We start from the raw sequence: 23,847 nt of genomic DNA, 5'->3' as shown, positions 1-23,847 counted from the left end.
CCGTGTCGAGTGGCCCGCGGAATCCGCGCATGAGTCGTGGCCCATAACAGGGGCGGGTGTTCTTCGGTAGGGCCGTTGGGGCATCCTGAGTCACATGGTCACGCAAGGGGATGAGGGCGCCGCGGCCGGCGAAGGGCCGGGGACGGAACGTACCGGGGCGGCTCCGCCGCTGCGGATGGACGCGTTGCTGAGCGAGTTGCAGGAGCACGTCGAGCGGGTACGCGGGGGCCGGGACCGTATGCAGACGTTGCTGGACGCGGTGGTGGCGATCGGCAGCGACCTGGAGCTCGAGGACCTGCTGCGGCGGATCGTGCAGTCCGCCGCGGACCTGGTGGACGCCGAGTACGGCGCGTTGGGCGTGCTGGGGGACGAGGGCACGATCCGGCAGTTCATCACGGTGGGCATGGACCAAAGGACGATCGAGCGCATCGGTCACTACCCCGAGGGCCACGGCATCCTGGGTCTGCTGATCCGGGAGCCGCACCCCCTGCGCCTGAAGCACCTCGGGGAGCACCCGGATTCGGTGGGCTTCCCGCCGGGGCACCCGCCGATGCGCACGTTTCTCGGTGCTCCCGTGCAGGTGCGGGAGAAGGTCTTCGGGAACCTGTACCTGACCGACAAGCGCGGCGGGCTGCCTTTCGACTCCGACGACGAGGCGGTGCTGCGCAGTCTGGCCGCCGCTGCGGGCGTGGCGATCGACAACGCCCGTCTGTACGACGACAGTCGCCACCGCGAGCGGCGCCTGGCCGCCAGCGCGGACATGACCCGCGCTCTGCTGTCAGGGGCGCCGCCGGAGGAGATCCTGCGGTCGCTCGCCGACATCGTCCGGGAGATGACGGGCGCCGACCTGGTCACCCTCGCCAGGCCCGTGGGGGAGGGCGAAGGGCTGGTCGTGGAGGCCGCGAGCGGAGAGTCGGCCGACCGAGTGCTGGGCCTCGCCCTGCCCGTGACCACCCTGGCGGCGAAGGTGTACGCCAGTGGAGAGCCGGTGACCAGCCAGGCGCTCAGCGAGGACGCGCGGGCATCGGGTGGCAGCGCCTCCGTCGTGCCGCTCGGACCCGCGTTCTTTGTGCCCGTGGGCGACAGCGAGGGCATTCGTGGGGTGCTGCAGGTGGCCCATGCCCCCGGAAAACCGTCGTTCACCGAGGCGGCCGTCGACATGGTCGGCGTCTTCGCCGACCAGGCGGCTCTGGCACTGCAGATCGCCGAGCACCGGCGTGACGTGGAGCGACTGGCGCTGCTCGGCGACCGTGACCGGATCGCGCGTGATCTGCACGACCAGGTCATCCAGAGGCTCTTCGCCGATGCGCTGACTTTGCAAGCGGCCCTCGGTCGTGTGCGTGACGAGCCCACGGTGGCCGAACGCATCGAGCGTGTCGTGGACGACCTGGACGACCTGGACGACACCATCAGGACCATCCGGTCCACCATCTTCGGTCTCCAGCACCGCGACCGTAAGGAGCGGGCCGGTGGACTGCGCTCCCAGTTGCTGAACGTGGCCGACGAAGCCACCCGAGTTCTCGGCTTCGACCCCGCCCTGCGCATGACGGGTCTGCTGGACACCGACGTGCCCGCCACCCATGCGGACCATCTCGTCGCCGTCCTGCGTGAGGCCCTGTCCAACACAGCCCGGCACGCCTGCGCCACCAGGGCGGACGTCACGGTGGAGCTTTCCGGCCGCGTGCTGAGGCTGACCGTGGCCGACGACGGGCGTGGCATCGACCCGGCGACCACGCGCCGCAGCGGACTGGCCAACCTGCGCAGTCGTGCCGAGGAACTCGACGGTACGTTCGGCATCACCCGTCTCGATCCGACCGGCACGCTCCTGGAATGGATGGTTCCGCTGCCTTCCGGTGGCGCGACCACCGTGCCCGGCTGACCCCGCAGCGGGCGGCCGGACGGTGATGTCGGTCCGCTCACGTATCCTTCCCGCCACTGCCCACCGACCGGGAGGATCAGGAGAGTTGACCGGCATGTCCGCCTTTCCGCTGCCCTTTCAAGCCGCTCGTTCCACGGCGCTCGCGACTCCGCGGACGCTGCGGGAACTGGAGATGACGCAGTGCAGCTCCCACATCCGGGCGAAGCCGGGCTGGTTCGACAAGAGGAACGACGCCCACATCGTCGCCAGGTGGACTCAAGAGGCGCTCGCCCAGGGCCTCACCGGGGCACAGGTCCGCTACGTGCTCGCCGAACTCGGGCACTACGCAGCGTTGCGGGACGGACGGACCGGCATCGAGGTGTCCGCCGTCGACGGGGTGTGGCAGTCGGACACACTGATCGACGACGAGCTCAGGGACCGGCTGCGCGAGGCGGTCCGGGTGCTCGAGGAGGTCCCGGAAGCGGAGCAGGACTGGCATCCCGGATCCGACGGCCTGGTACTGGATCTGGTGCATCCCTCGCTGTTCTGTCTGGTGCGGGAGGTGAGCGGGGCGCCCGAGCGGGCCTGGCGGAATCCGACGAACCACTACTCGAATTACGAGTTCTCGGAGCGTTTCCAGTGGCTGCCCACGGACGTCGACGTCAGCGACGACGGGGACGTCGCCTTCCGTTCGTACGTCAACAACGTCCACCCCGAGAAACATCGCGCACTGGCCTCCGTCCTGCCGGAGGTGTTCGCACGCTTCCGTCCGCTGCTGGAGAACGTGCTCACCGATCTGCGCCACCCGCGGCCCCCGCGCATCGAAGCCGACCCCTACGGGTGGTACGACTCGAAGCCGCAGCGTCCGGACGCATCCGCGTACGGCGACGACGAGGCCTACAAGGAAGCCCTCCGTGCGTGGGACGAGGCTCTGGACGACTGGTGGGAGAACCGTCGGCCGACCGTTCCGGACGCCCCGGAGTTCACCTCTCCCGAGCTGCCCGACGGGGCCGCCCGGATCGACCTGCGCGGCCGCAGCCTGCAGGTCGTCGTCAAGCTCGCCACCATTCAACTCACCCCGGACAAGCCCGAATACCCCGGCGGTTCCTGGCATGTCGAGGGGATGCTGAACGAGCGCATCGTCTCGACCGGCATCTATTACTGGGACAGCGAGAACATCACCGAGAGCCGGCTGGGTTTCCGGGTGGCACTCGACGACCCGGACTACGAACAGAACGACGAGAACGGTCTGCGTGAGGTCTACGGCCTGGAGGACGAAGACGCACTGAACCAGCAACTGGGAGCGGCATCGACCCCGGCCGGCCGCTGCCTGGCCTTCCCGAACATCCTGCAGCACCGCGTCGGCTCGTTCCGCCTCCAGGACCCCGCCCGCCCGGGACATCGCAAGATTCTCGCGTTCTTCCTGGTCGACCCGTCGGAGAAGATCGTCTCGACGTCCGACGTGCCACCCCAGCAGCCCTGGTCCGCCACCACGACCATGACGCTGGAACAGGCCAAGGCCTACCGCGAACAGCTCATGCAGGAACGCAAGTTCTTCGTCGACGAGCACAACGAGCAGCTCTACGAGCGGGAGTTCTCACTCTGCGAGCACTGACCCCGCGTGCGCCGGCGGAACGGAGCGAGGGCGGCGCGGACGAGGTCGGCGGCACCCCAGTCGGGGTCGAACTGGGCGATCACGGCCAGGTGCCGGCGGAGCTGGACCATCGGCATGCGGTCGCGCCAGCCGCGGTCCAGCCCCGTCAGCTCGGCGTACAGGTCGAACAGCACGTGCCCCTCGGGTGGCGGTGCCGTGGTCCACAGGTGGGCCAGGTCGACCTCGGCCCATGTGTACGACACGGCCGGGTCGATCAGCGCGGGCCGTCCGTCGGGGGTGGCCATGACGTTCGACGCCCACAGATCGCCGTGCGTCAGGCACGCGGGCCCGGGCGGCAGCAGCTCGGGCAGCCGGTCGCACAGTCGCTCCAGCGCCGCCCGGTCCTCGGGGTCCAGAGCCTCTTCGACGCGGGGTTCGCCCAGCCAGCGCAGCAGCCGGTGCCGGGCGAAGAACTCGTACCCGTCGTCGTTCGGTGTGCAGGCGTGCGAGCACCTGCGCGAGCTGTTCCCAGAAGGCTTCGGTGCGTGGCCGGGGCTGCAGTACGGAGAGCACGAGCAGGTCGCGTTCCGCGAGGACGACGTCGGGCGTGGCGACGCCGCCGGTCTCGCGCAGCGCGGTGAGCCCCTCGGCCTCCGCGGCGAAGGCGACGTCCGAGGGCGGTTCGTCGAACGCCTTGGCGAACACCGATGTGCCGTCGCCTCTGCGTGAGAGCAGGAGGGAAGTCGGTTCCGTCATGTGCTGTGTGCTCCTCTGTGCCGGTGTGCTCAGGCGGGGACGGCTTTGGCCAGGCCTACCACGCCGTCGTCCTGCGCATCGGTGAGCGGGGTGTATCCCTGCTGCTGGTAGAGGGTGAGGTTGCGGTCTGGCGGCGCCGGTGGAGAGGATGATGCGCCGGCATCCCTCCCCGGCCGCCGCCTCGGCCCGGCGCAGCAGCCACCGGCCCACCCCCAGTCCCCGCAGGTCGGGGGCGACGGCGAGTCGCCCGACGTGCAGGTCGGCGCCGGTGCGACGCGTGCGGACCATCCCGAGCAGCCGCCCGTCCCGCCACAGTCCCGTCGTGTGCCAGTCGTCCAGCCAGGCGCGCACGTCCTCCGGCGACTCGTGGAGCGCCGGTATCGCCAGGGTGTCGTTGTCGAGTGCCTCCGCCACCCAGCAGCAGCGCTGCAGCACCGTCACCTCGGGCGCGTCGTCCGGGCCGAGGCGCCGCGTGTACGAGCCGGGGAGAGGGCCCGGCGAGGCGTCCGCGCTCGAGGAGGCCGCCCCGGCCCATGTCGCCTCCGTACGCCGGCATCTCGTCGACCGGCTCGACCCCGAGGAACTCGCCGCGCTCGGCCGCATCGCCGAGAAAATCGCCGACGATCCCCCGGGGTGCCCGTGACGCGCACCCTCAGAGACTGCTCCAGTACGTCCAGAAGCGCGTCAGGACGAGCAGGGCGATCACCCCGTACCAGGCGGCCAGCAGCATCCAGTGCGTGTCCCGGACCACCGTCAGCACACCGCGTGGAGCGGGGATCCATCCCTGCTCCGCACAGTGCAAGGTCACGTACCAGAACAGCGCGATGGTGACGAACCAGACGACCGCGCAGTACGGGCAGAGCGTGTTCAGTTCGTAGAGCGACTGCAGGATCAGCCAGTGCACGAACGCCACCCCCACCAGCGCCCCGGCGTTCAGCGCGAGCCACAGTCGCCGGTGCAGGCGCGCCCCGCCGAGCACCGCGACGCCCAGCGCCGCCACGGCGGCGAAACCCGCCAGTCCCAGCAGCATGTTGGGGAAGCCGAACAGGCTGCCCTGAGGGCTGGACATCACGCTGCCGCAGCTCACGACGGGACTGATGTCGCAGGACGGCTGGTAGGCGGGGTCGCTGAGCAGTCGCCGGTCGTCCACGGCGAGCCGGAAGGAGGCGTACCAGCCCACCGTCCCGGTCAGGAGCATCAGCCATCCCGTGCGCCGGCCCACGGTGGTCGGGGCGTCGTACGCGGACGACGGCCCCCGGCTCATGAGGCGCGCCGGGCCGCGGAGGCCGACCCGGCGCGCCGCCGGTAGACCAGGTACGGCCGGGCCAGATAGCCGACCGGTGCGCTCCACACGTGCACCAGCCGGGTGAACGGCCAGGCCGCGAAGAGCAGGAGGGCGGTGAGGGCGTGCAGCTGGAACAGCAGCGGCGCCCCCACGATGGCCTCGGGACGGGGCTGCAGGACGAACAGGCCGCGGAACCACACGGAGACGGTCGAGCGGTAGTCGTAGCCGGCGCCGAAGACGTTGTGGGCGGCGGTCGCGGTGATGCCGAGGACGACGGTGGCGGACAGCAGTGGAAAGAGGAGCTTGTCGCTGCGGTCGGTCCGCAGCCGGATCCGGCGGGTCAGCAGGCGGCGGGCGCACAGCATGCCCAGCCCCGCCACCATGGCGACGCCCGCCACCGACCCCGCCCAGACCGCGGTGGTGTGGTACGCGTGCTCACTGATCCCCACCGCTTCGGTCCACGAGCCGGGAACGGCGAGCCCCACCACATGCCCGGCGATCACCATGAACGCGCCGAGGTGGAACAGCGGGCTGCCCCAGCGCAGCCAGCGGTGTTCGAGGAGCTGGCTGGTGCGGGAGGTCCAGCCGAACTGGTCCTGCCGGTACCGCCAGACGTGCCCGACGACGAACACCGCCAGGCAGACGTACGGAACGGCGACCCACAGCAGCAGGTCGGCTGTCGAGGCGTTCATGCGGGGCCTTCCTCGGGGGACGGGGTGAGGGTGGGCGGTGCCGGCGGGGGAGGGGTGAAGGCGCCGGGCGGGGCGAAGGCGCCCTCGCCGTAGGGATCGAGGCCGACGTCCTCGTTGGGCGGTCCCTGGGCGGCGAGCTCGGCCACCGCCCGCAGGTCGGCCTCGGTGGCCGGCGGGAGCAGGGTGAGCAGCGCGGCCAGGACATGGCGGTACGGCGAGTCGGAGTCGCTCAGCGCGCGGTGGATCAGTTCCAGGCCGCGGCGGTGCTGACGCAGGGGGGCCTCGCCCCGGCCGGAGCCCGCCAGCGCGGCGAACTCCAGGACGACCGGGAGGTGGTCGGGCAGTTCGCCGCCGTCGGTGTCCCAGCCGGCCGCACGGTACCGCTGTGCCAGAGTGAGCAGGGCCATACCCCGGCGGCGGGTGTCACCGTGCAGGTAGTAGGTGAGATAGAGGCTGCTGCGGCGGCGCAGATCGAACGTCTCGACGTAGTGCCGCTCCAGCGCGTCCTGCTCCCGGCCGGTGAACCAGTCGGTGAAGGCCGCCAGGTGCTCGGCGGCGGGTGACTGCGGCAACGCCTCGACACTGGCCGTCAACACCGACCCCGCGGTGACGAGTTCGTGGTCCGGGTACTGCAGCAGAAGTGAGCACAGCCGCAGCAGCATGGCCCGCTGCTCCGTCTCCTCGGGGGTCGGCGGCACGGCACGGCGGCGGGTGGAGGGGCGGAGCAGGGCCTTCAGCGAAGTCACGGCCGGCCTCCGGCGGGAGTCTCGGGGGAGCGGCGGCGCAGCGTGGGGATGCCGAGCATCACGCGGCGGCCGTCCGCGGGAGCCGGGTCGCCGGACGACTCGACGGGGCAGCGGTTCTCCATGGCGGTCAGCGCCGCCGCGTCCTCCTTGTGCGCGGCGGGCACGACGTACCGGTCCTGGTACTTGGCGACGGCGAGCAGCCGGTGCAGGTCCTCGGCCTCCCGCGCGGTGAGACCGACCGCCTTCACGAGGGCCTCGTCGCCCTCCTCGCCGAGCGAGATGCCGCGCATGTACGAGCGCAGCGCCGTCAGCTTCATCAGGACCCCGCCGACGACGTCGGTGTCCCCGGCGGTGAACAGTTCCGCCAGGTACTCCAGGGGAATGCGCAGCCGGGTGACGGCGGCGAACACGTGGTCGGGGTCGTCCTGGTCGCCGCCCGCCGCGTCGACGGCGTCGAGGACGGGGGAGAGCGGGGGCACGTACCAGACCATCGGCAGCGTCCGGTACTCGGGGTGCAGCGGCAGCGCCACCTTGTACTTCGACACCAGCGCGTACACCGGGGAGCGGCGGGCCGCGTCCAGCCAGTCCTCCGGAATCCCCGACTCCCGCGCGGCGGCGGCGACACCGGGGTCGAAGGGATCGAGGAAGACGTCGCGCTGGGCGTCCAGCAGGTCCTTCTCGTCGGGCGTGGCCGCCGCCTCGCCGACCCGGTCGGCGTCGTAGAGCAGCAGGCCGAGGTAGCGCAGCCGGCCGACGCAGGTCTCGGAGCAGACGGTCGGCTGACCGGCCTCGATGCGCGGGAAGCAGAAGGTGCACTTCTCGGCCTTGCCGGTGGCGTGGTTGACGTACACCTTCTTGTACGGGCACGCCGTCACGCACATCCGCCAGCCGCGGCACCTGTCCTGGTCGACCAGGACGATGCCGTCCTCGACGCGCTTGTACATGGCGCCGGACGGACAGGCCGACACACAGGCCGGGTTGAGGCAGTGCTCGCACAGGCGGGGAAGGTGGAAGAGGAAGGTCTGCTCGAACTCGAACTTCACCTTCTCGGCCCACTCCCCGCTGAGGTTGGGGTCGCCGCCAGCGTTCTCGGGGGCCCCGCCCAGACCGTCCTCCCAGTTGGCGCCCCAGGTGATGTCGGCGGGTTTGCCGGTGAGGACCGACCGGGGCCGGGCGACGGGCATGTCGGGCCCGGCGGGGGCGCTGATGAGGTTGTCGTAGTCGTAGGTGACCGGCTCGTAGTAGTCCTCGAGGGACGGCAGGTCGGGGTTGGAGAACAGCGACAGCAGCCGCCTGACCCGGCCACCCGAGCGCAGGACCAGGCGTCCGCGCTTGTCGAGCATCCAGCCGCCCTTCCACTGCTCCTGGTCCTCGTAGCGGCGGGGGTAGCCGACACCGGGTTTGGTCTCGACGTTGTTGAACCAGGCGTACTCGACACCGGTGCGGTTGGTCCACGTCTGCTTGCAGGTGACCGAGCAGGTGTGGCAGCCGATGCACTTGTCGAGGTTCATCACCATCGCGATCTGTGCCATGACGCGCATCTCAGTACTCCACTTGCTGGCTGCGGCGGCGGATGACGGTGACCTCGTCACGCTGGTTGCCGGTCGGGCCGTAGTAGTTGAAGGCGTAGGTGAACTGCGCGTAGCCGCCCGCGAGATGGGTGGGCTTGAGCAGCAGGCGGGTCAGCGAGTTGTGCATGCCGCCGCGCTTGCCGCCCACCTCGGTCTTCGGCACGTTCACGTTGCGGTCCTGGGCGTGGTACATGTACACCGTCCCCTCGGGCATCCGGTGGGTGACCACGGCCCGGCAGGCGACGACACCGTTGCGGTTGTACGCCTCGATCCACTCGTTGTCCTTGACGCCGATCTTCTCGGCGTCCTCCCGGGACATCCAGATGACCGGGCCGCCGCGGGACAGGTCGAGCATGTACTTGTTGTCCTGGTAGTTGGAGTGGATGGACCACTTCGAGTGCGGGGTCAGATAGCGGACCGTGACCTCGGCGCGGTCCTGTTCGTGCAGATGCTCGTCGCCGTAGTGGCGCGGCGCGTTCAACGGCGGCCGGTAGACGGGAAGCTGCTCGCCGAGCTCGGTCGTCCAGTCGTGCTGGACGAAGAAGTGCTGCCGGCCGGTGAGGGTGTGCCACGGTTTCAGGTGTTCGGTGTTGATGACGAACGGCGAGTAGCGGCGCCCGCCCGTCTCCGAGCCCGACCACTCGTAGGACGTCATCACCGAACGGGGCTGGGTGCGCGTGTCGGCGAAGGTGATGCGCTCGGCCTCGCGTTCGGAGGCCAGCTCCACCAGGCCCGTGCTGCCGGTCTGCCGCTCGAGCTCGCGGAATCCCTCGGTGGCCAGACGGCCGTTGGTGGTGCCGGACAGGGCCAGGATCGCCTCGCACATGTCGGACGCGGTGGCCAGCGACGGCCGGCCGGCGGCGACGCCGTCGCGGACCGTCCCGCAGCGGTGCCGCAGGTTCTCGATCTCCCGGTCGGGACGGACGGTGACGCCCTTGGTGGTGGTGCCGAGGGTGTCCAGCAGCGGGCCCACGGCCCGCATCTTCTGCGCCACGGCCGCGTAGTCGCGCTCGATCACGACGAGTTTCGGCATGGTCCTGCCGGGGACCGGTTCGCACTCACCGGTCTTCCAGTCCCGGACCACCCCGCCGGGCTGGGCGAGTTCGTCGGGGGTGTCGTGCAGCAGGGGAACCGGCAGCACGTCCGTACGCGTCCCCAGGTGCTCGGCGGCCAGCTCGCTGAACCGGTCGGCGATGGTGAGGAAGGTGTCGTAGTCGGTGCGGGCCTGCCAGGGCGGGGCGATGGCCGGGGTGAAGGCGTGCACGAAGGGGTGCATGTCCGTGCTGGACAGGTCGTCCTTCTCGTACCAGGTCGCGGCCGGCAGGACCACGTCGGAGAGCAGGCCGGTGGAGGTCATCCGGAAGTCCATGGTGACCAGCAGATCGAGCTTGCCCTCGGGTGCCTCGTCCCGCCAGACCACCTCCCGCGGACGTCCCTCGGGCGGGGTCTCCTCGGAGCGGACGGCCGCGTCCGCGCCCAGCAGATGCCGCAGGAAGTACTCGTTGCCCTTGCCGGAGGAACCCAGCAGGTTCGCCCGCCACACCGTCAGCACCCGAGGGAAGTTCTCCGGCGCGTCCGGGTCCTCCGCGGCGAACCGAAGCCGCCCCGACTTCAGTTCGTCCACGATGTGTTCGTCGACCGGGCGGCCCCGCGCCGCGGCCTCGTCCGCCAGATCGAGGGGATTGCGGTTGAAGCCGGGGTGCCCCGGCGTCCAGCCCAGCCGCACTGCCTGCGCCAGACAGTCGGCGAACGTCCGGCCCGCGAGCTTGCCCTTCCCCAGCGGTGAGGCCAGCTCGTCGGCGGTGAAGGCTTCGTAGCGCCACTGGTCGGAGTTGAGGTACCAGTAGGAGGTGCCGGCCATGTGCCGAGTGGGCCGCTGCCAGTCGAAGGCGAACGCGAGGTGCTGGAAACCGGTGAGGGGACGGACCTTCTCCTGGCCCACGTAGTGCGCCCAGCCGCCGCCGTTGACGCCCTGGCAGCCGGTCATGGTGGTCAGCGCCAGGAACGCACGGTAGATGGTGTCGGAGTGGAACCAGTGGTTGGTGCCGGCCCCCAGCGCGATCATGGAACGGCCCTTGGTGCGCTCCGCGTTGCGCGCGAACTCCCGGGCGATCCGGGCCGCCTGCTCGGCGGGGACCGAGGTGAGGGTCTCCTGCCAGGCCGGGGTGCAGGGCTGTTCGGCGTCGTCGTACGAGGCCGGCCACCGGCCGGGCAGTCCCGGCCGGCCGACGCCGTACTGCGCCAGCATCAGGTCGAAGACGGTGGTGACCGTACGCCCGCCGACGCGGATCACCGGCACACCCCGCACCATGGTCGTACCGCCCTCGGTGGGGCCCTCGTCGAAGCGGGGCAGCAGGATCTCGGCCGTCTCCTCAGCCCGTTCCAGCACGCTCAGTTCGGGCGTCACACCGGCGAGGTCGAGGTTCCAGCGGCCCTGCTCGCCCTTGGCCCAGCGGAAGCCGAGCGAGCCGTTCGGTACGACCGGCTCGCCCGTCGCCGAGTCCAGCAGGACCGTCTTGGAGCCGGCGTTCTCCTCCTCGTGCCCGAGGTCCGCCGCGGTCAGGAAGCCGTCCGGGACCAGGCCGCCCTCCGCGTGCTCGCGCAGGGTGATCAGGAACGGGGCGTCGGTGAACTTCCGCAGATAGTCCCGGAAGTAGGGCACCTCCCGGTCCACGAGGAACTCGCGCAGGATGACATGACCCATCGCCATGGCCAGCGCGCCGTCCGTCCCCGGGTGCGGGGACATCCACTCGTCGGCGTGCTTGACGTTGTCGGCGTAGTCCGGGCTGACCGCGACGATTTTGGTGCCGTTGTAGCGGGTCTCGGTGAGGAAGTGGGCGTCGGGTGTGCGGGTCACGGGGATGTTGGATCCCCACATGATCAGATAGCCGGCGTTCCACCAGTCCGCGGCCTCCGGCACGTCCGTCTGGTCGCCGAAGACCTGCGGGGAGGCGACCGGCAGGTCGGCGTACCAGTCGTAGAACGACAGCAGCGTGCCGCCGATCAGCGACATGAACCGGGAACCGGCCGCGAACGAGGCCATCGACATCGCCGGGATCGGCGAGAAGCCGACCACGCGGTCCGGGCCGTGGCGCTTGACGGTGTGCACATGGGCGGCCGCGACCAGTTCGGCGACCTCGTCCCAGTCGGCGCGTACCAGCCCGCCCTTGCCGCGCGCCCGCTTGTACGCCCGCGCCTTCGCAGGGTCGGACGTGATCTCCGCCCAGGCCGCCACCGGGTCACCGAGCCGCCCCCGCGCCTCACGCCACAGCTTCAGCAGCTCGCCCCGCACATAGGGGTAACGGACCCGGCTCGGTGAGTACGTGTACCAGGAGAACGACGCACCACGCGGGCAGCCGCGCGGCTCGTACTCGGGGCAGTCGGTGCCGATCGACGGGTAGTCGGTGGCCTGGTGCTCCCAGGTGATGATGCCGTCCTTGACGTACACCATCCAGGAGCAGGAACCGGTGCAGTTCACACCGTGGGTGGAGCGCACCACCTTGTCGTGGGACCAGCGGTCGCGGTAGAAGCCCTCCCACTTCGGGTCGCCCTCACCGAAGACCGCACGCCCGTCCGACGACACCTCACTGCGGTTCAGCAGCCTGCGGGCGGCCAGCGGCCAGCCGGAGCCGTCGGACGGCGCACTGCGCGGTGGTTTCTGATCGTTCTCCATGGTCACGAACGCTAGGTGGCGGAGCAGCGGTGTACCGGGGGCCCGGCGGTCCCCACCGGGCGGCCTTCCGGCCCCAACCACCGACGGCGAAGGGGACCAATGGTCCCGGCGGTGGGATCCGTTGGAGCGTCCGGCCGCCCCTGCGCGGTCCGGCGCGGTTTCGCCCCACGCCGTGGGAGGGCGCGCGCCAGGGACCGTCGGCCCGCGGCAGAGGACCAACGGCCGTCGCGCGGGCCACCGCCGGCGGCGGATGCTGACCGCGAGCGAACGGAGGTATCCGTGCACGACCACGCCGACCACCGCCCCTGGGCCCGATGTCACCGCCGCCGCTCGCGGGCGGTGCGGTTCGAGGGCTCGACCGACCTGCGAGCACTCGCATGAGCGGTACCGCCGACGAGTCCACCGGCACCGGCGAGGCGAGCGCGCCCGCCATGTCCGGCCCGGCGGCCCCCGCCGCCGCGGCTTCACGGCGGCCGGCCGTGTGGGGCACGGCCGTGGGGATCGTCGTGACCGTGCTGGCCGTACTCGTGGCCAACAGCGGCGGTGACACCCGGGGCGATACCGGCGCGGGCACCGGCACCACCCGCACGGTGGCCGTGGCCCTGGCCGACATGCGTGTCCGCCCGGCGCGCGTCGAGGTCGCGGCGGGCACCACGCTGCGCCTGAAGGTCACCAACACCGACGCCCGGCGCCACGATCTCAAGGTCGAGGACGGCCCCGCCACGCCGATGCTCTCCGAGGGAGACACCCGTGTCCTCGACCTCGGACCGGTCACCCGGAACCGCGAAGCATGGTGCACCCTCCCTGGTCACCGGGCCGCCGGGATGACGATGGACATCGTCGTGACGGACGACCCGGCGACCGGCCACGGCGCACCCGACACACGCGTCCCGACCGCCGACGGCGACCCGCCCCTCGACCTCTCCGCCGACTTCTCCACCGGCTGGCGGGCCCGCGACGCCGCCCTGCCCCCGGCACCCGGCGGCACCGTCCACCGGGTCGAACTGCGCGCCGTACAGAAGACGGTGGAGGTCGCTCCGGGTGTGAGGCAACAGAGGTGGACCTTCGGCGGCACCGCTCCCGGACCCACTCTGCGCGGAAAGGTCGGCGACGTCTTCGAGATCACCCTCGTCAACGACGACCGACGCATGGGACACGGCATCGACTTCCACGCCGGATCCCTGGCCCCCGACCGCCCCATGCGCACCATCCGGCCCGGCGAACGCCTGCTTTACCGGTTCCGCGCCGAGAACGCCGGGGCGTGGCTGTACCACTGCAGCACACCCCCCATGCTCCAGCACATCGGCAACGGCATGTACGGCGCGGTCGTCATCGATCCACCGGGCCTGGCCGAGGTCGACCACGAATACGTCATGGTCTCCTCGCAGCTCTACCTCGGAACGCCGGGCAGCGAGGCCCAGGTGGAGAAGATGCGCCGGAACACCCCGGACGCCTGGGCGTTCAACGGAGTCGCGAACCAGTACACCGAGCAGCCCCTGAAGCTGAAGGCCGGCGAACGGGCCAGGTTCTGGGTGGTCGCCGCCGGACCGGGCGACGGCGTCGCCTTCCACGTCGTGGGCACGGTCTTCGACACCGTGTACAAGGAGGGCGCCCACCTGCTCACACCGGAACAGCCGGGTGGCGCACAGGTGCTCGACCTCGCCCCGGCACAGGGCGGTTTCGTCGAGACGACGTTCCCGGAGCCCGGTCACTACGCGTTCGTCGACCACGACATGCGCCGTGCCGAGGCAGGAGCCCACGGCATGGTGGAAGTGACCGGCTGAGGGATGTCGCCGGCCGACGGGCCCTGACGGCCGCGGGGTACCGGCACCCGACACCGTTCCCACCGTTGTCCTGACGCTGGTGGATGTATAGCCTCGTCATGGCATGTGACATTGCACAGAGGGGGAGCCGGTGACCCTGAAGGTCGTCGTCGTGGGTGCGGGCGTCGTCGGAGCCGCCTGCGCCTTCCACGCAGCCTCCGCGGGCATGGACGTCACGGTCGTCGACCGCGGACCTGTCGGCGCAGGGACGACGAGCCGTGGAGAAGGCAACGTTCTCCTCTCCGACAAGGAACCCGGCCCCGAACTGGCCCTGGCGCGGCTGAGCCGCACCCTGTGGGACGAGGCCGGCCGGGAGCTCGGGCCGGACACCTTCGAGCTCGAACACAAGGGCGGGCTGGTCGTCGCGAGCACGACCGAAGGCCTCGCGGCACTCGGCGCGTTCGCCGCGCGCCAGGAAGCGGCCGGTGTCCGCATCGAGCCGGTCGACCGCGTCCAGGACATCGAACCCCACCTCGCGCCCGGGATCCCCGGCGGCGTCCACTACCCGCAGGACGCCCAGGTGCAGCCGGTCCTGGCGGCGGCCGCGCTGCTGCGAGCCGCGCTGCAGCGGGGCGCCCGCCTGCACAAGGGCGAGGTCGCCGGAGCGCCGACCGGCCGCGAGGGCCGGATCACCGGCGTCCGCACCACCACCGGTGACGTCCTGCACGCCGACGCCGTCGTCAACGCCGCCGGCACCTGGGGCGGCGAGGTCGGCAGGCGGCTCGGTGCGCCCGTCGAGGTGCTGCCACGCCGTGGCTTCGTCCTGGTGACCGAACCGCTGCCGCCGATGGTCCGGCACAAGGTCTACTCGGCCGACTACGTCGCGGGCGTCGCCTCGTCCGACGCGGGACTGGAGACCTCGTGCGTCGTCGAGGGGACACGCGGCGGCACGATCCTCATCGGCGCCAGCCGCGAACGCGTCGGCTTCGACCTGACGATGAACACCGCCGTGGTCACCAGGCTCGCGGCACAGGCGTGCCGGCTGTTCCCCTTTCTGCGCGGCGTCCACCTGATCCGCGCCTACCGCGGATTCCGGCCCTACTGCCCGGATCATCTGCCCGTCGTCGGCCCCGACCCACGGGTGCCGGGGGTCGTGCACGCGTGCGGTCACGAGGGCGCGGGCATCGGTCTCGCCCCCGCGACCGGCGCGCTCGTGACGGCCCATCTGCTCGGCCGCCCCTGGCGCGGGGCCGATCCGGCCGCGCACACCGGGCTGCTCCCCGACCGATTCCTCACCCCCGGAGGTGCTCCGCAGTGAGCGAGATCGTCGTCGACGGCGAGTCCCTGCCGTTCACCGAGGGACAGACCGTCGCCGCGGCCCTGGTGGCCGCCGGCCGGGTCGCCTGGCGGACCACCCGCGTCGGCCGCCGTCCACGGGGAGTCTTCTGCGGGATCGGTGTCTGTTTCGACTGCCTCCTGACCATCGACGGGGCCGGCGGGCAGCGTGCCTGTCTCGTACCCGCACGTCCGGGCATGACCGTCACGACGGAGGAGGGCGACGATGAGTGAGCCGGCGGACCTCCTGGTCGTGGGCGCGGGTCCGGCCGGCATGACCGCGGCGGCCACAGCCCTGGCCGGCGGGCTGCGCGTGGAGCTGGTGGACTCCGGCGCCGCCGTCGGCGGCCAGTACTGGCGGCATCCGCCGGCGCACGCGCGAGCGGCCATGCCGACCGATGACCTGCACCACGGACTGCGCGGGTACCGCGCCCTGTGCGAGGCGCTGTCGGCGGGCCGGGCCGCGGGCCGGCTCGGACTGCGCCTGGCGCATCATGCGTGGTCCGCCGTCCGTGAGGACGACGGATTCGCGGTCCACGTGGTCGACCGCCGGCAGGCGCCGCAGGAGACCGCCGGGGTCCTGCGCGCGCCGAAGCTCCTCGTGGCGACCGGGGCCTACGACCGGCAACTGCCCTTCCCCGGATGGGACCTGCCCGGTGTGCTCACCATCGGCGGCCTCCAGGCGCTGCTCAAAGGAGGCGGAGTCGCGGCCGGGAACCGCGTGGCGCTGGGCGGTACCGGCCCGTTCCTGCTGCCGGTGGCCGCCGCTCTCGCCTCGCGCGGGGTCGAGGTGGTCGCGGTGTGCGAGGCGTCCCACCCGTCGGCGTGGCTGCGCCACCCCGGCCCGCTGTTGCGCAACCCCCGCACATGGGCCGAGGGCGCCGGGTACGCCACCGCCCTCGCGCGCCGTCGCGTCCGGTTCCGCCCGCGCACGGCGATCACCGGCGCCGAAGGAAGCGACCGGGTCACAGCGGTCCGGATCGCCTCACTGCGTCCGGACGGCAGCCCGCGGCCGGACACGGAACGGCACGTCGAGGTCGACGCCGTCGGTGTCGGCTGGGGTTTCGCACCGCAGCTCGACCTGCTCGTCCCTCTCGGCTGCGCTCTCACGGACTCGGCGGACGGCAACGCGGTCGTCGTGGTCGACGAGGGACAGCGCACCACCGTTCCCGGCCTGTACGCCGCGGGGGAGACCTCCGGAGTGGGCGGGGCGGCACTCGCGGTGGGGGAGGGCCGCCTGGCCGCGGAATCGGTCCTCGCCGACTCCGGCGCCACACCCGTGCCGGGGCCACATCGCCTCGCCGCGGTGCGCTCCGCGGTGGCTCGGCACCGTGCCTTCGCCCGGGCGCTGGCCCTGGCCCACCCGATCCCGACGGCATGGTCTTCGTGGCTGACCGACGAGACCGTCGTGTGCCGCTGCGAGGAGGTCACCGCGGGGGCGATCCGGACGGCCCGCGCCGAGGGCGGGGCCGACGACCACCGGCAGGTCAAGCAACTCACCCGGGCCGGCATGGGCTGGTGCCAGGGGCGGATGTGCGGACCGGCCGTGCACTGCCTCACGGCCGGACAGCGGGGCTACGAGTCCGCGGAGCGGCTCGTCGCGACACCCGTCACGCTCGGCGCGCTCGCCGACCTCGATCCCTGACCGCCGGCATGGTCGGCCACCGATGAAGGACGGACAAGGAGTAGTGATGAGCGAGACCCGCAAGCCCTGGCACGGCGTCATCGTCGCGACCAGCCTCCCGTTCCACGACGATCTCACGGTCGACTTCGACGCCTACGGCGCGAGCGTCGCCCGGCTCGCCGCGTGGGGAATGCACGGTGTCGCGCCGAACGGGTCACTGGGCGAGTACCAGACCCTCACACACGAGGAGCGCGACCGTGTCGTCGAGACGGCCGTCGCGAACGCCCCCGAGGGGTTCACGGTGATGCCCGGTGTCGGGGCCTACGGCGGTGGTGAGGCCAGGCGGCACGCCCGGTTCGCCAAGGACGCGGGCTGTCAGGCGGTCATGTGTCTGCCCCCCAACGCCTATCGCGCCGACGACCGCGCGGTCCTCGAGCACTTCGAACTGGTGGCCTCCGTCGGCTTGCCCGTCACCGCGTACAACAACCCCATCGACACCAAGGTGGACCTGCGCCCGGACCTGCTGGCCAAACTGCACGCCGAAGGATTCATCGTCGGCGTCAAGGAGTTCTCGGGCGACGTCCGGCGCTGCTACGAGATCTCCGAGCTGGCGCCCGGCCTCGACCTCATGATCGGCACCGACGACACCGTGCTGGAGGCCGCCGTCGCCGGCGCCAAGGGCTGGGTCGCCGGTTACCCGCAGGTCTTCCCCCGTGCCTGCCTCGCACTCTACGAGGCGTCCGTCGCGGGTGACCTGGAGACGGCGCTGCCGCTCTACCGGCGGCTGCACCCGGTCCTGCGCTGGGACAGCAGGACCGAGTTCGTCCAGGCCATCAAGCTCGGCCAGGAGATGACCGGTCGGCGAGGCGGTGCCTGCCGCCCGCCGCGACAGCCGCTCGACCCGGAGACCGAGGCCGTCGTGCGCGCCGCCACCCAGGCCCTCATCGACGCCGGGGTGAACTGACGATGCGCTCGACCGTCTGCTACCACGCCGTCGATTCGCACACCGAGGGGATGCCCACCCGTGTGATCACGGGAGGCGTGGGCGTCCTTCCCGGCGCGACCATGTTCGACAGACGGCAGCGTTTCATCGCCGAACGCGACCACCTGCGCACCCTGCTGATGTGCGAGCCGCGCGGACACGCGTCGATGTCCGGGGCGATCCTGCAGCCCCCGACCCGGCCGGACGCCGACTACGGCGTGCTGTTCATCGAGGTCTCCGGATGCCTGCCGATGTGCGGACACGGCACGATCGGCGTGGCGACGGTCCTCGTCGAGACGGCCATGGTCGAAGTCACCGAGCCGGAGACCCTGGTACGGCTCGACACACCGGCGGGACTGGTCACGGCCCGGGTGCGGGTGCGCGACGGCCGCGCCGAGTCGGTCACCCTCGAGAACGTGCCGTCGTACTGCCACGCACTCGACCAGGCCGTCGACGTCCCGGGACACGGCTCGGTGCGTTACGACATCGCCTACGGCGGCAACTTCTACGCCTTCGTGCGGACCGAGGACCTCGGCATCCCCTTCGACCTGGCGGAGAAGCAGCGACTGCTCGACGCCGGACTGGCCGTCATGGACGCGATCAACGAGCAGCGCCCGGTCTCCCACCCCGAGAACCCGGACATCGACGTGTGCCACCACGTCTACCTCGAGGCCCCCGGATCGACCGCGGAGCACTCACGGCACGCCATGGCGATCCATCCGGGATGGTTCGACCGGTCGCCCTGCGGCACCGGCACCAGTGCCCGGATGGCGCAGCTGCACGCCCGCGGGCAGCTGCCGGCCGGTCAGGACTTCGTCAACGAGTCGTTCATCGGCTCCCGGTTCACCGGCCGCATCCTCGGCGAGACGACGGTCGGGGACCGCCCGGCCGTCCTGCCGTCCGTCACGGGCCGCGCCTGGATCACGGGCACGGCTCAGTACCTGCTCGACCCGTCGGACCCCTACCCGGCGGGTTTCACCCTCTGACCCGCGACGGGCCCGAAGTCCCCCGCAGGGCGATGGCCGAGGCAGGCAAGCGAACGTACGCGCCGAGCACGCTGTTCGACACGGCGTACGGCCATCACCCCACCCGCGCGTCCACCGCTGTGGTGACTGCAACGGCGTCGGCCCTCGGGGCACCGGCCGGGACAACGGCCCGTCTCATGAACGGTTTGTGCGGAAGAACGCGGCGAACAGCGGATCGTGCGGCTGAGGCCCTACCGGCCACCGAGCCCAAGTGCCGGTTCCTGGTCCTCGGCGTCCGCCCGGCCGTCCGCCCACAGGGTGCGGACGTGCGCGAGATGGCGGCGCATGCACTCCTCGGCCTCACCGATCCGGCCGGCCACCATCAGATCCAGCAGCTCGACGTGCTCCCGGGCGGAAGCGACCAGCCGTCCCGTCTCGTTGAGGCTGCTCAGTCCGAACAGACGCGAACGCTTGCGCAAGTCGGCCACCACCTCCACGAGATGGTGGTTGCCGGCCAGGGCGAGGAGCTCGAGATGGAACCGGTGATCGGCTTCGAGGTACTTGAGTACGTCATGCTCCTGCGCCGCCGTGACGATCTGCTCCGCCAGGGGGCGCAGCCTCTCCAACTGCTCGCCGGTCGCCGTCGCGGCGACGCGCCCCACCGTGGGAACCTCGATCAGGGTGCGGATCTCGGTGAACTCGTCGAGGTCCTGCTCGGTCATCTCCGTGACCCGGAACCCCTTGTTGCGCACCGCCTCGACCAGGCCCTCCCTGGCCAGATCCAGCATCGCCTCGCGCACCGGGGTGGCGGAAACGCCGAGTTCCGCCGCCAGGGTGGGGGCGGAGTAGATGACTCCCGGACGGAGCTCGCCGGCGATCAGGGCGGCCCTGAGGGCATTGGCGACCTGATCGCGCAGATGGGTCTGGACGGGGATCATCTGTGGCTTGAGATGAGGCATCCCCGCTCCTCCGTCCGACCAGTCGATGATCTCCCACTATACAATGTCACGTTGTCCGGACGCCCCGGCCGTCGAAGCGCGATCGCCTGCTCGGGCCAGGCCGAATTCCTGCTGGCCTCAACGAAGTCGGCCCGGCAGAAGCCGAGGTCTTCACTCTCGGCAGACGACCGTCCTTCTACGACTTCACGAACTCCAGGATGTCGCGGTTGAGGACGTCCGGATGCGTGGCCAGCATGCCGTGCGGGTACCCCTCGTACGTTTTGAGGGTGCCCTGCTGCAACAGTTCGGCCGACAGCGGTGCCGAGTCCTCGTAGGGCACGATCTGGTCGTCGGTGCCGTGCGCGACCAGCACCGGGACGTCGATCTTCTTGAGGTCCTCGGTGAAGTCGGTCTCGGAGAAGGCCTTGATGCACTCGTAGTGGGCGTTGGCCGCCCCCCTCATCCCCTGCCGCCACCAGTTGTCGATCAGTCCCTGGGAGACCTCCGCGCCGGGCCGGTTGAAGCCGTAGAACGGGCCCGACGGAAGGTCGATGTAGAACTGTGCGCGGTTGGCGGCGAGAGCGGCGCGGAGTTCGTCGAAGACCTCGATCGGCAGCCCGCCCGGATTGCTCTCCGACTTGACCATGACCGGCGGAACGGCGCCGACGAGTACGGCCTTCCCGACGCGGCCCGGCTTGGCCCGCGCCACGTAACGGGTGACCTCTCCGCCGCCGGTGGAGTGCCCGATGTGGACGGCGTCCCGTAGATCGAGCGCGTCCGTCAGCGCCGTGACGTCGGCGGCGTAGGTGTCCATCTCGTGGCCGGTCGGGGACTGGCTGGAGCGGCCGTGGCCGCGCCGGTCGTGAGCGATCACCCGGTAGCCCTGGGCCAGGAAGAACAGCATCTGGTTGTCCCAGTCGTCGCCACTGAGTGGCCAGCCGTGGTGGAAGACGATCGGCTGGGCGTCGCGCGGACCCCAGTCCTTGTAGAAGATGGTCGTGCCGTCGGAAGTGGTGACCGTGCCCATGGCAAATCCTTCCGCAGGGATGGCTGGACGCAACGGACATCACCCTACGCTCCGGTGCTGAAGGGCTCATCTCCTGATATGTCCGTCTTGCGGACGTATGGAGAAGGTACTGGCGAATGGCGCGCTCTATGGTTGTTCGATGTTGCTCGTTCCCCGATGGGTCCTGTTCTCGTCCGGGTGTGCACCCGTGCTGCTGATCGCGGGCTGGGTGATCGCGGCATCACTGGAGGGGCCCGGCTACGACCCCGCCACGCAGACGATCAGCGTGCTGGCGGCCTACGGAGCGTCGGGATCGTGGGTGATGACCGGAGCGCTGCTCGCTCTGGGCATCTGCCACCTGCTCACCGCCTGGGGGTTACGGGCAGCGGCAGCCGCCGGACGCCTGGCGCTGGCCGGCGGGGGAGTGGCCGCTCTGGTGGTGGCCATGATCCCGGCACCGAGCAGCGGAGGGTCCCTGCGCCACGGTTCGATCGCCGCGGTCGGCTTCGCGCTGCTGGCCCTGTGGCCGGTTCTCGCCGCCCGCGGCACCGGTGCCGCCCCCTGGGCCCTCCGGCCCGTGCCCTCCTTCGCGGCGACGTCCGTGATGGTCGTGGGCGCGGCCTGGTTCCTGCTCGAAATGCACCGCAATGGTGCGGCCGGCGTCGCGGAACGCGCGGTGACGGCCCTTCAGTCCCTCTGGCCCTTCGTGGTCGTCACCTCGTGCCTCCGCCATCGCCGTTCGCCGACGACGAGCCCCTGAGTGGTCGATCGCCGGACGAGGCCGCGGTCAGAGGAACCGGGAACTGGCCACCGGGCCCGGGGACCGCAGGCGGGCCCGGTCGCCGCGCAGCCATGTGCCGCGCACCGTCGACACGAAGTCCGTGAGCCGTCCGACCGGGTCCGCGGGTGTCCGACCGTCGCCCTCGTCCGGCGTCGCGTCGGCGCCCACGATCTCCGCGGCGATCTCCGCAGCCGGCCGCTCGTCGGGCTCCCCCGGCTCCACGCCCCCGTCGGCGGCCTGCCGGAGGCCGGCCTCCCACGGGGCCACGGCCGACTGGTGCAGCAGCGTGACGCTGTCCGCCGCGACGCCCGGCGGATCGGTCCAGCAACTGGCGTGCTCGTGCAGCACCTGCCCCGGTGCCCGGTCCCAGAGCTGCTCCAGTGTCCGGGCGCCGTCCGCGGCGTCGGCGGTCGCGCCGAGGTCGTAGGCGACGACCACGGTGTCCGGCCGTCCGGCCTCGAAGGGCTCCGCCGGGAGGTCCAGTACGTCGGCGGCGGCAAGACCCAGGATCCGGCTGCCGCGGTCCGGCAGCAGCGACACCGAGCGCGGCCGTACACCGGCGGCGTCCAGCACCGACCGCAGCCGCAGCAGACCGAGCAGACACTGGCCGTGGGTGTCCTGGATCCAGGCGTACCGGCCGGCCATCCCCGCGTCGTACCCGTACGGGGAGAGGGTGCCGAGCACGGTGCCGCCCATCACGTACTGCCAGCCCCGCAGGTCCGCGTGGTCCAGCGGGCCGGCCTCGCCGGCGCTCGCCGCGCGCTCGAGGACGCGGTTCTGCCGCTCCCGCGCACCGAGCCAGGTGGCGTCCTCCGGGTCGGGCAGCAACGTGTGCTGACGCCGGGCCAGTCCCAGGTCACCTGCCAGGACGGCGTTGTGAACCAGCAGATAGCGGTCGGGCCAGTCGGTGAGGCCGCCCTCGTGAGCCAGCAGCACGTCGGCGGCTTCGCGGTGCCGGCCCTCGTCCTCGTACGCCGAAACCAGCTCCCGCAGCACCGCGGGTGAGCCCTGCGACAGGCGCAGCGCCTCGCGCAGGGCGGGTATCGCCAGGTGGGGCACGCCGCGTTCGACACACGCGTACCCGTAGTCGTACAGCGCGCGGGCCTGGTCGGGGTGCGCGGCCAGCCCGTCGGCCGCCGCCCGGAGGTCGTCGAACCCGGACACCCGGGCGGCCCGCCCGACGACGAGGGCGACCTGTGCGAGCGGCGCCGCGTCGGCCTGCCGCAGTTGGCGCAGGGCGCCCGGGACGTCGTCCGCGTCGAGGCACTCCCAGGCCTTGGTCAGTTCGGGGGAGGTGGGACGGCGGTTTCTGCGCGAGAACATGCGCAGTATCCTCCCCGCCTCCCGCCGACCCCCTCAACTGCTTTGTCGGCGGCCCGGACCGCTTCACGGCCCGGGCGTGCCCGCCGCCCCCATGGGGAACTCCTCGCTGCCGAGCACCCGGAGCAGTTCCAGCCGCTCGCGGCTCTCGGCGTCCGCCGGAGTGAGCACCAGCAGCTGTTGCCCCTGGTCGGGCGTGACCAGGGTCTCGCAGTCCATGAGCAGGGGGCCCACCCGCGGATGCAGCACGGTCTTGCGGTCCGCACGCCGCACAGCCACCTCGTGCTCGGCCCAGAGCCTGCGGAAGTCGGCGCTCGCGGCCTGCAACCGCTCGACGAGACCGGCCACCGCCGGGTCGCCCGCCCGGCGGCCGGCGGCCGCCCGCAGGTCGGCCACGAGCGACCGGGCGTAGTGTTCTTGCTCCCCGGCCGGACAGACGGCGCGGGCCGCCGGCTCGGTGAACCAGCGGTGGACGATGTACCGGCGGTCGCCGGAGAAGCGGGTGAGATCCCCCATCAGCAGCAGGGACGTCCGGTTCTGCGCCAGAACCTCGCCCAGGTCGGACATCACCACCGCCGGGGTGTCGCCCAGCAGGTCGAGCATGCGCACCAGGCCGGCCCGGGCGAGGCGGGCCACGCCGTCGGAGGGCGGCGGCCGGTGGCCGGCCAGGTGGAACAGATGGGCGCGCTCGTCGTCCGAGAGGCGCAGCGCACGGGCCAGCGCGGCGAGCAGCTGGGCCGAGGGCTGACTGCTGCGACCCTGCTCCAGGCGTACGACGTAGTCGACCGACATGCCGGCGAGCATCGCCACCTCTTCCCGGCGCAGACCGGTGGTGCGGCGGCGGGGACCGTCGGTGATGCCGACCTCGGCCGGACGGATCGCCTCCCGGCGGCGACGCAGGAAATCGGCGAGCTGCTCACGTTCCATGACCCCATGCTCGCTCTCGGCGGGACACCGA

At 71.6% G+C, this 23,847-nt stretch carries 19 protein-coding genes and 1 pseudogene; 9 read left to right on the top strand and 11 right to left on the bottom strand.

The annotated features are described in order from the left end of the window. Nucleotides 1–94 precede the first annotated feature (94 nt). Together ACZ44S_RS20035 and ACZ44S_RS20030 are read left to right on the top strand one after the other, a co-directional pair. Entirely contained in the window at nt 95–1,879 is a 1,785-nt protein-coding gene (locus tag ACZ44S_RS20035) for a sensor histidine kinase (RefSeq protein ID WP_466930836.1), read from the top strand. Between the two features lie 25 nt (nt 1,880–1,904). Continuing rightward, nucleotides 1,905–3,473 (top strand): DUF4246 domain-containing protein, encoded by a 1,569-nt coding sequence (locus ACZ44S_RS20030; RefSeq protein ID WP_466930833.1) that lies wholly within the window; start codon nt 1,905–1,907, stop codon nt 3,471–3,473. Here the strand turns inward: ACZ44S_RS20030 and ACZ44S_RS20025 are convergent. The 7 genes and pseudogenes from ACZ44S_RS20025 to ACZ44S_RS19995 form a co-directional block, all read right to left on the bottom strand. Continuing rightward, nucleotides 3,440–3,904, bottom strand: coding sequence for a fructosamine kinase family protein (locus ACZ44S_RS20025; RefSeq protein ID WP_466931155.1), 465 nt, complete (start codon nt 3,902–3,904; stop codon nt 3,440–3,442). The two genes, ACZ44S_RS20030 and ACZ44S_RS20025, sit on opposite strands and share 34 nt — an antisense overlap. Before the next feature lie 333 nt (nt 3,905–4,237). Further along, nucleotides 4,238–4,712: pseudogene (locus ACZ44S_RS20020) on the bottom strand (GNAT family N-acetyltransferase); the annotation flags it as partial. Nucleotides 4,713–4,860: 148 nt separating this feature from the next. Further along, nucleotides 4,861–5,472: a vitamin K epoxide reductase family protein gene (locus ACZ44S_RS20015; RefSeq protein ID WP_466930831.1), complete on the bottom strand. Its 612-nt coding sequence runs from the start codon at nt 5,470–5,472 to the stop codon at nt 4,861–4,863. Continuing rightward, nucleotides 5,469–6,185, bottom strand: a complete 717-nt coding sequence (gene narI / locus ACZ44S_RS20010; protein WP_466930829.1) for a respiratory nitrate reductase subunit gamma — start codon at nt 6,183–6,185, stop codon at nt 5,469–5,471. Before narI ends, ACZ44S_RS20015 begins: the two co-directional genes overlap by 4 nt. After that, complete coding sequence (narJ, locus tag ACZ44S_RS20005) at nt 6,182–6,931, bottom strand: nitrate reductase molybdenum cofactor assembly chaperone (RefSeq protein WP_466930826.1); 750 nt, start codon at nt 6,929–6,931, stop codon at nt 6,182–6,184. Before narJ ends, narI begins: the two co-directional genes overlap by 4 nt. Then, nucleotides 6,928–8,472: a nitrate reductase subunit beta gene (gene narH, locus ACZ44S_RS20000; protein ID WP_466930824.1), complete on the bottom strand. Its 1,545-nt coding sequence runs from the start codon at nt 8,470–8,472 to the stop codon at nt 6,928–6,930. Before narH ends, narJ begins: the two co-directional genes overlap by 4 nt. Before the next feature lies 1 nt (nt 8,473). Next, nucleotides 8,474–12,175, bottom strand: a complete 3,702-nt coding sequence (locus ACZ44S_RS19995; protein ID WP_466930821.1) for a nitrate reductase subunit alpha — start codon at nt 12,173–12,175, stop codon at nt 8,474–8,476. Between the two features lie 377 nt (nt 12,176–12,552). Here ACZ44S_RS19995 and ACZ44S_RS19990 point away from each other — a divergent pair, with 377 nt between their 5' ends. The 6 genes from ACZ44S_RS19990 to ACZ44S_RS19965 all read left to right on the top strand — a co-directional run bounded on the left by ACZ44S_RS19990 (nt 12,553) and on the right by ACZ44S_RS19965 (nt 18,865). Continuing rightward, nucleotides 12,553–13,959, top strand: coding sequence for a multicopper oxidase domain-containing protein (locus ACZ44S_RS19990; RefSeq protein WP_466930818.1), 1,407 nt, complete (start codon nt 12,553–12,555; stop codon nt 13,957–13,959). 136 nt (nt 13,960–14,095) lie between these two features. After that, nucleotides 14,096–15,256, top strand: coding sequence for an NAD(P)/FAD-dependent oxidoreductase (locus tag ACZ44S_RS19985; protein WP_466931153.1), 1,161 nt, complete (start codon nt 14,096–14,098; stop codon nt 15,254–15,256). Further along, complete coding sequence (locus ACZ44S_RS19980) at nt 15,253–15,507, top strand: (2Fe-2S)-binding protein (protein WP_190163042.1); 255 nt, start codon at nt 15,253–15,255, stop codon at nt 15,505–15,507. Before ACZ44S_RS19985 ends, ACZ44S_RS19980 begins: the two co-directional genes overlap by 4 nt. Next, nucleotides 15,500–16,918: an FAD-dependent oxidoreductase gene (locus tag ACZ44S_RS19975; protein WP_466930815.1), complete on the top strand. Its 1,419-nt coding sequence runs from the start codon at nt 15,500–15,502 to the stop codon at nt 16,916–16,918. Before ACZ44S_RS19980 ends, ACZ44S_RS19975 begins: the two co-directional genes overlap by 8 nt. A 46-nt stretch (nt 16,919–16,964) precedes the next feature. Beyond that, complete coding sequence (locus ACZ44S_RS19970; protein WP_466930812.1) at nt 16,965–17,861, top strand: dihydrodipicolinate synthase family protein; 897 nt, start codon at nt 16,965–16,967, stop codon at nt 17,859–17,861. A 2-nt stretch (nt 17,862–17,863) separates the two neighbouring features. Further along, nucleotides 17,864–18,865: a proline racemase family protein gene (locus ACZ44S_RS19965; RefSeq protein WP_466930810.1), complete on the top strand. Its 1,002-nt coding sequence runs from the start codon at nt 17,864–17,866 to the stop codon at nt 18,863–18,865. 230 nt (nt 18,866–19,095) lie between these two features. On the opposite strand, the gene ACZ44S_RS19960 is transcribed toward ACZ44S_RS19965, so the two are convergent. Together ACZ44S_RS19960 and ACZ44S_RS19955 are read right to left on the bottom strand one after the other, a co-directional pair. After that, a complete protein-coding gene (locus ACZ44S_RS19960) occupies nt 19,096–19,803 on the bottom strand; it encodes a GntR family transcriptional regulator (RefSeq protein ID WP_466930808.1) in 708 nt (235 codons plus the stop codon). 175 nt (nt 19,804–19,978) lie between these two features. Beyond that, nucleotides 19,979–20,809 (bottom strand): alpha/beta fold hydrolase, encoded by an 831-nt coding sequence (locus ACZ44S_RS19955; RefSeq protein WP_466930806.1) that lies wholly within the window; start codon nt 20,807–20,809, stop codon nt 19,979–19,981. Between the two features lie 139 nt (nt 20,810–20,948). Here ACZ44S_RS19955 and ACZ44S_RS19950 point away from each other — a divergent pair, with 139 nt between their 5' ends. Continuing rightward, a complete protein-coding gene (locus ACZ44S_RS19950) occupies nt 20,949–21,548 on the top strand; it encodes a DUF998 domain-containing protein (RefSeq protein ID WP_466930803.1) in 600 nt (199 codons plus the stop codon). Between the two features lie 27 nt (nt 21,549–21,575). On the opposite strand, the gene ACZ44S_RS19945 is transcribed toward ACZ44S_RS19950, so the two are convergent. Both ACZ44S_RS19945 and ACZ44S_RS19940 read right to left on the bottom strand, forming a co-directional pair. Beyond that, a complete protein-coding gene (locus ACZ44S_RS19945; protein WP_466930801.1) occupies nt 21,576–22,892 on the bottom strand; it encodes a hypothetical protein in 1,317 nt (438 codons plus the stop codon). Nucleotides 22,893–22,955: 63 nt separating this feature from the next. After that, nucleotides 22,956–23,816, bottom strand: a complete 861-nt coding sequence (locus ACZ44S_RS19940) for a helix-turn-helix transcriptional regulator (protein ID WP_466930798.1) — start codon at nt 23,814–23,816, stop codon at nt 22,956–22,958. Between the last annotated feature and the right edge of the window lie 31 nt (nt 23,817–23,847).

This window comes from Streptomyces malachitofuscus (genome assembly GCF_055571035.1).
Note: the sequence above shows the minus strand (reverse complement) of the source record. Positions and strands in the feature narration are given on the sequence as shown.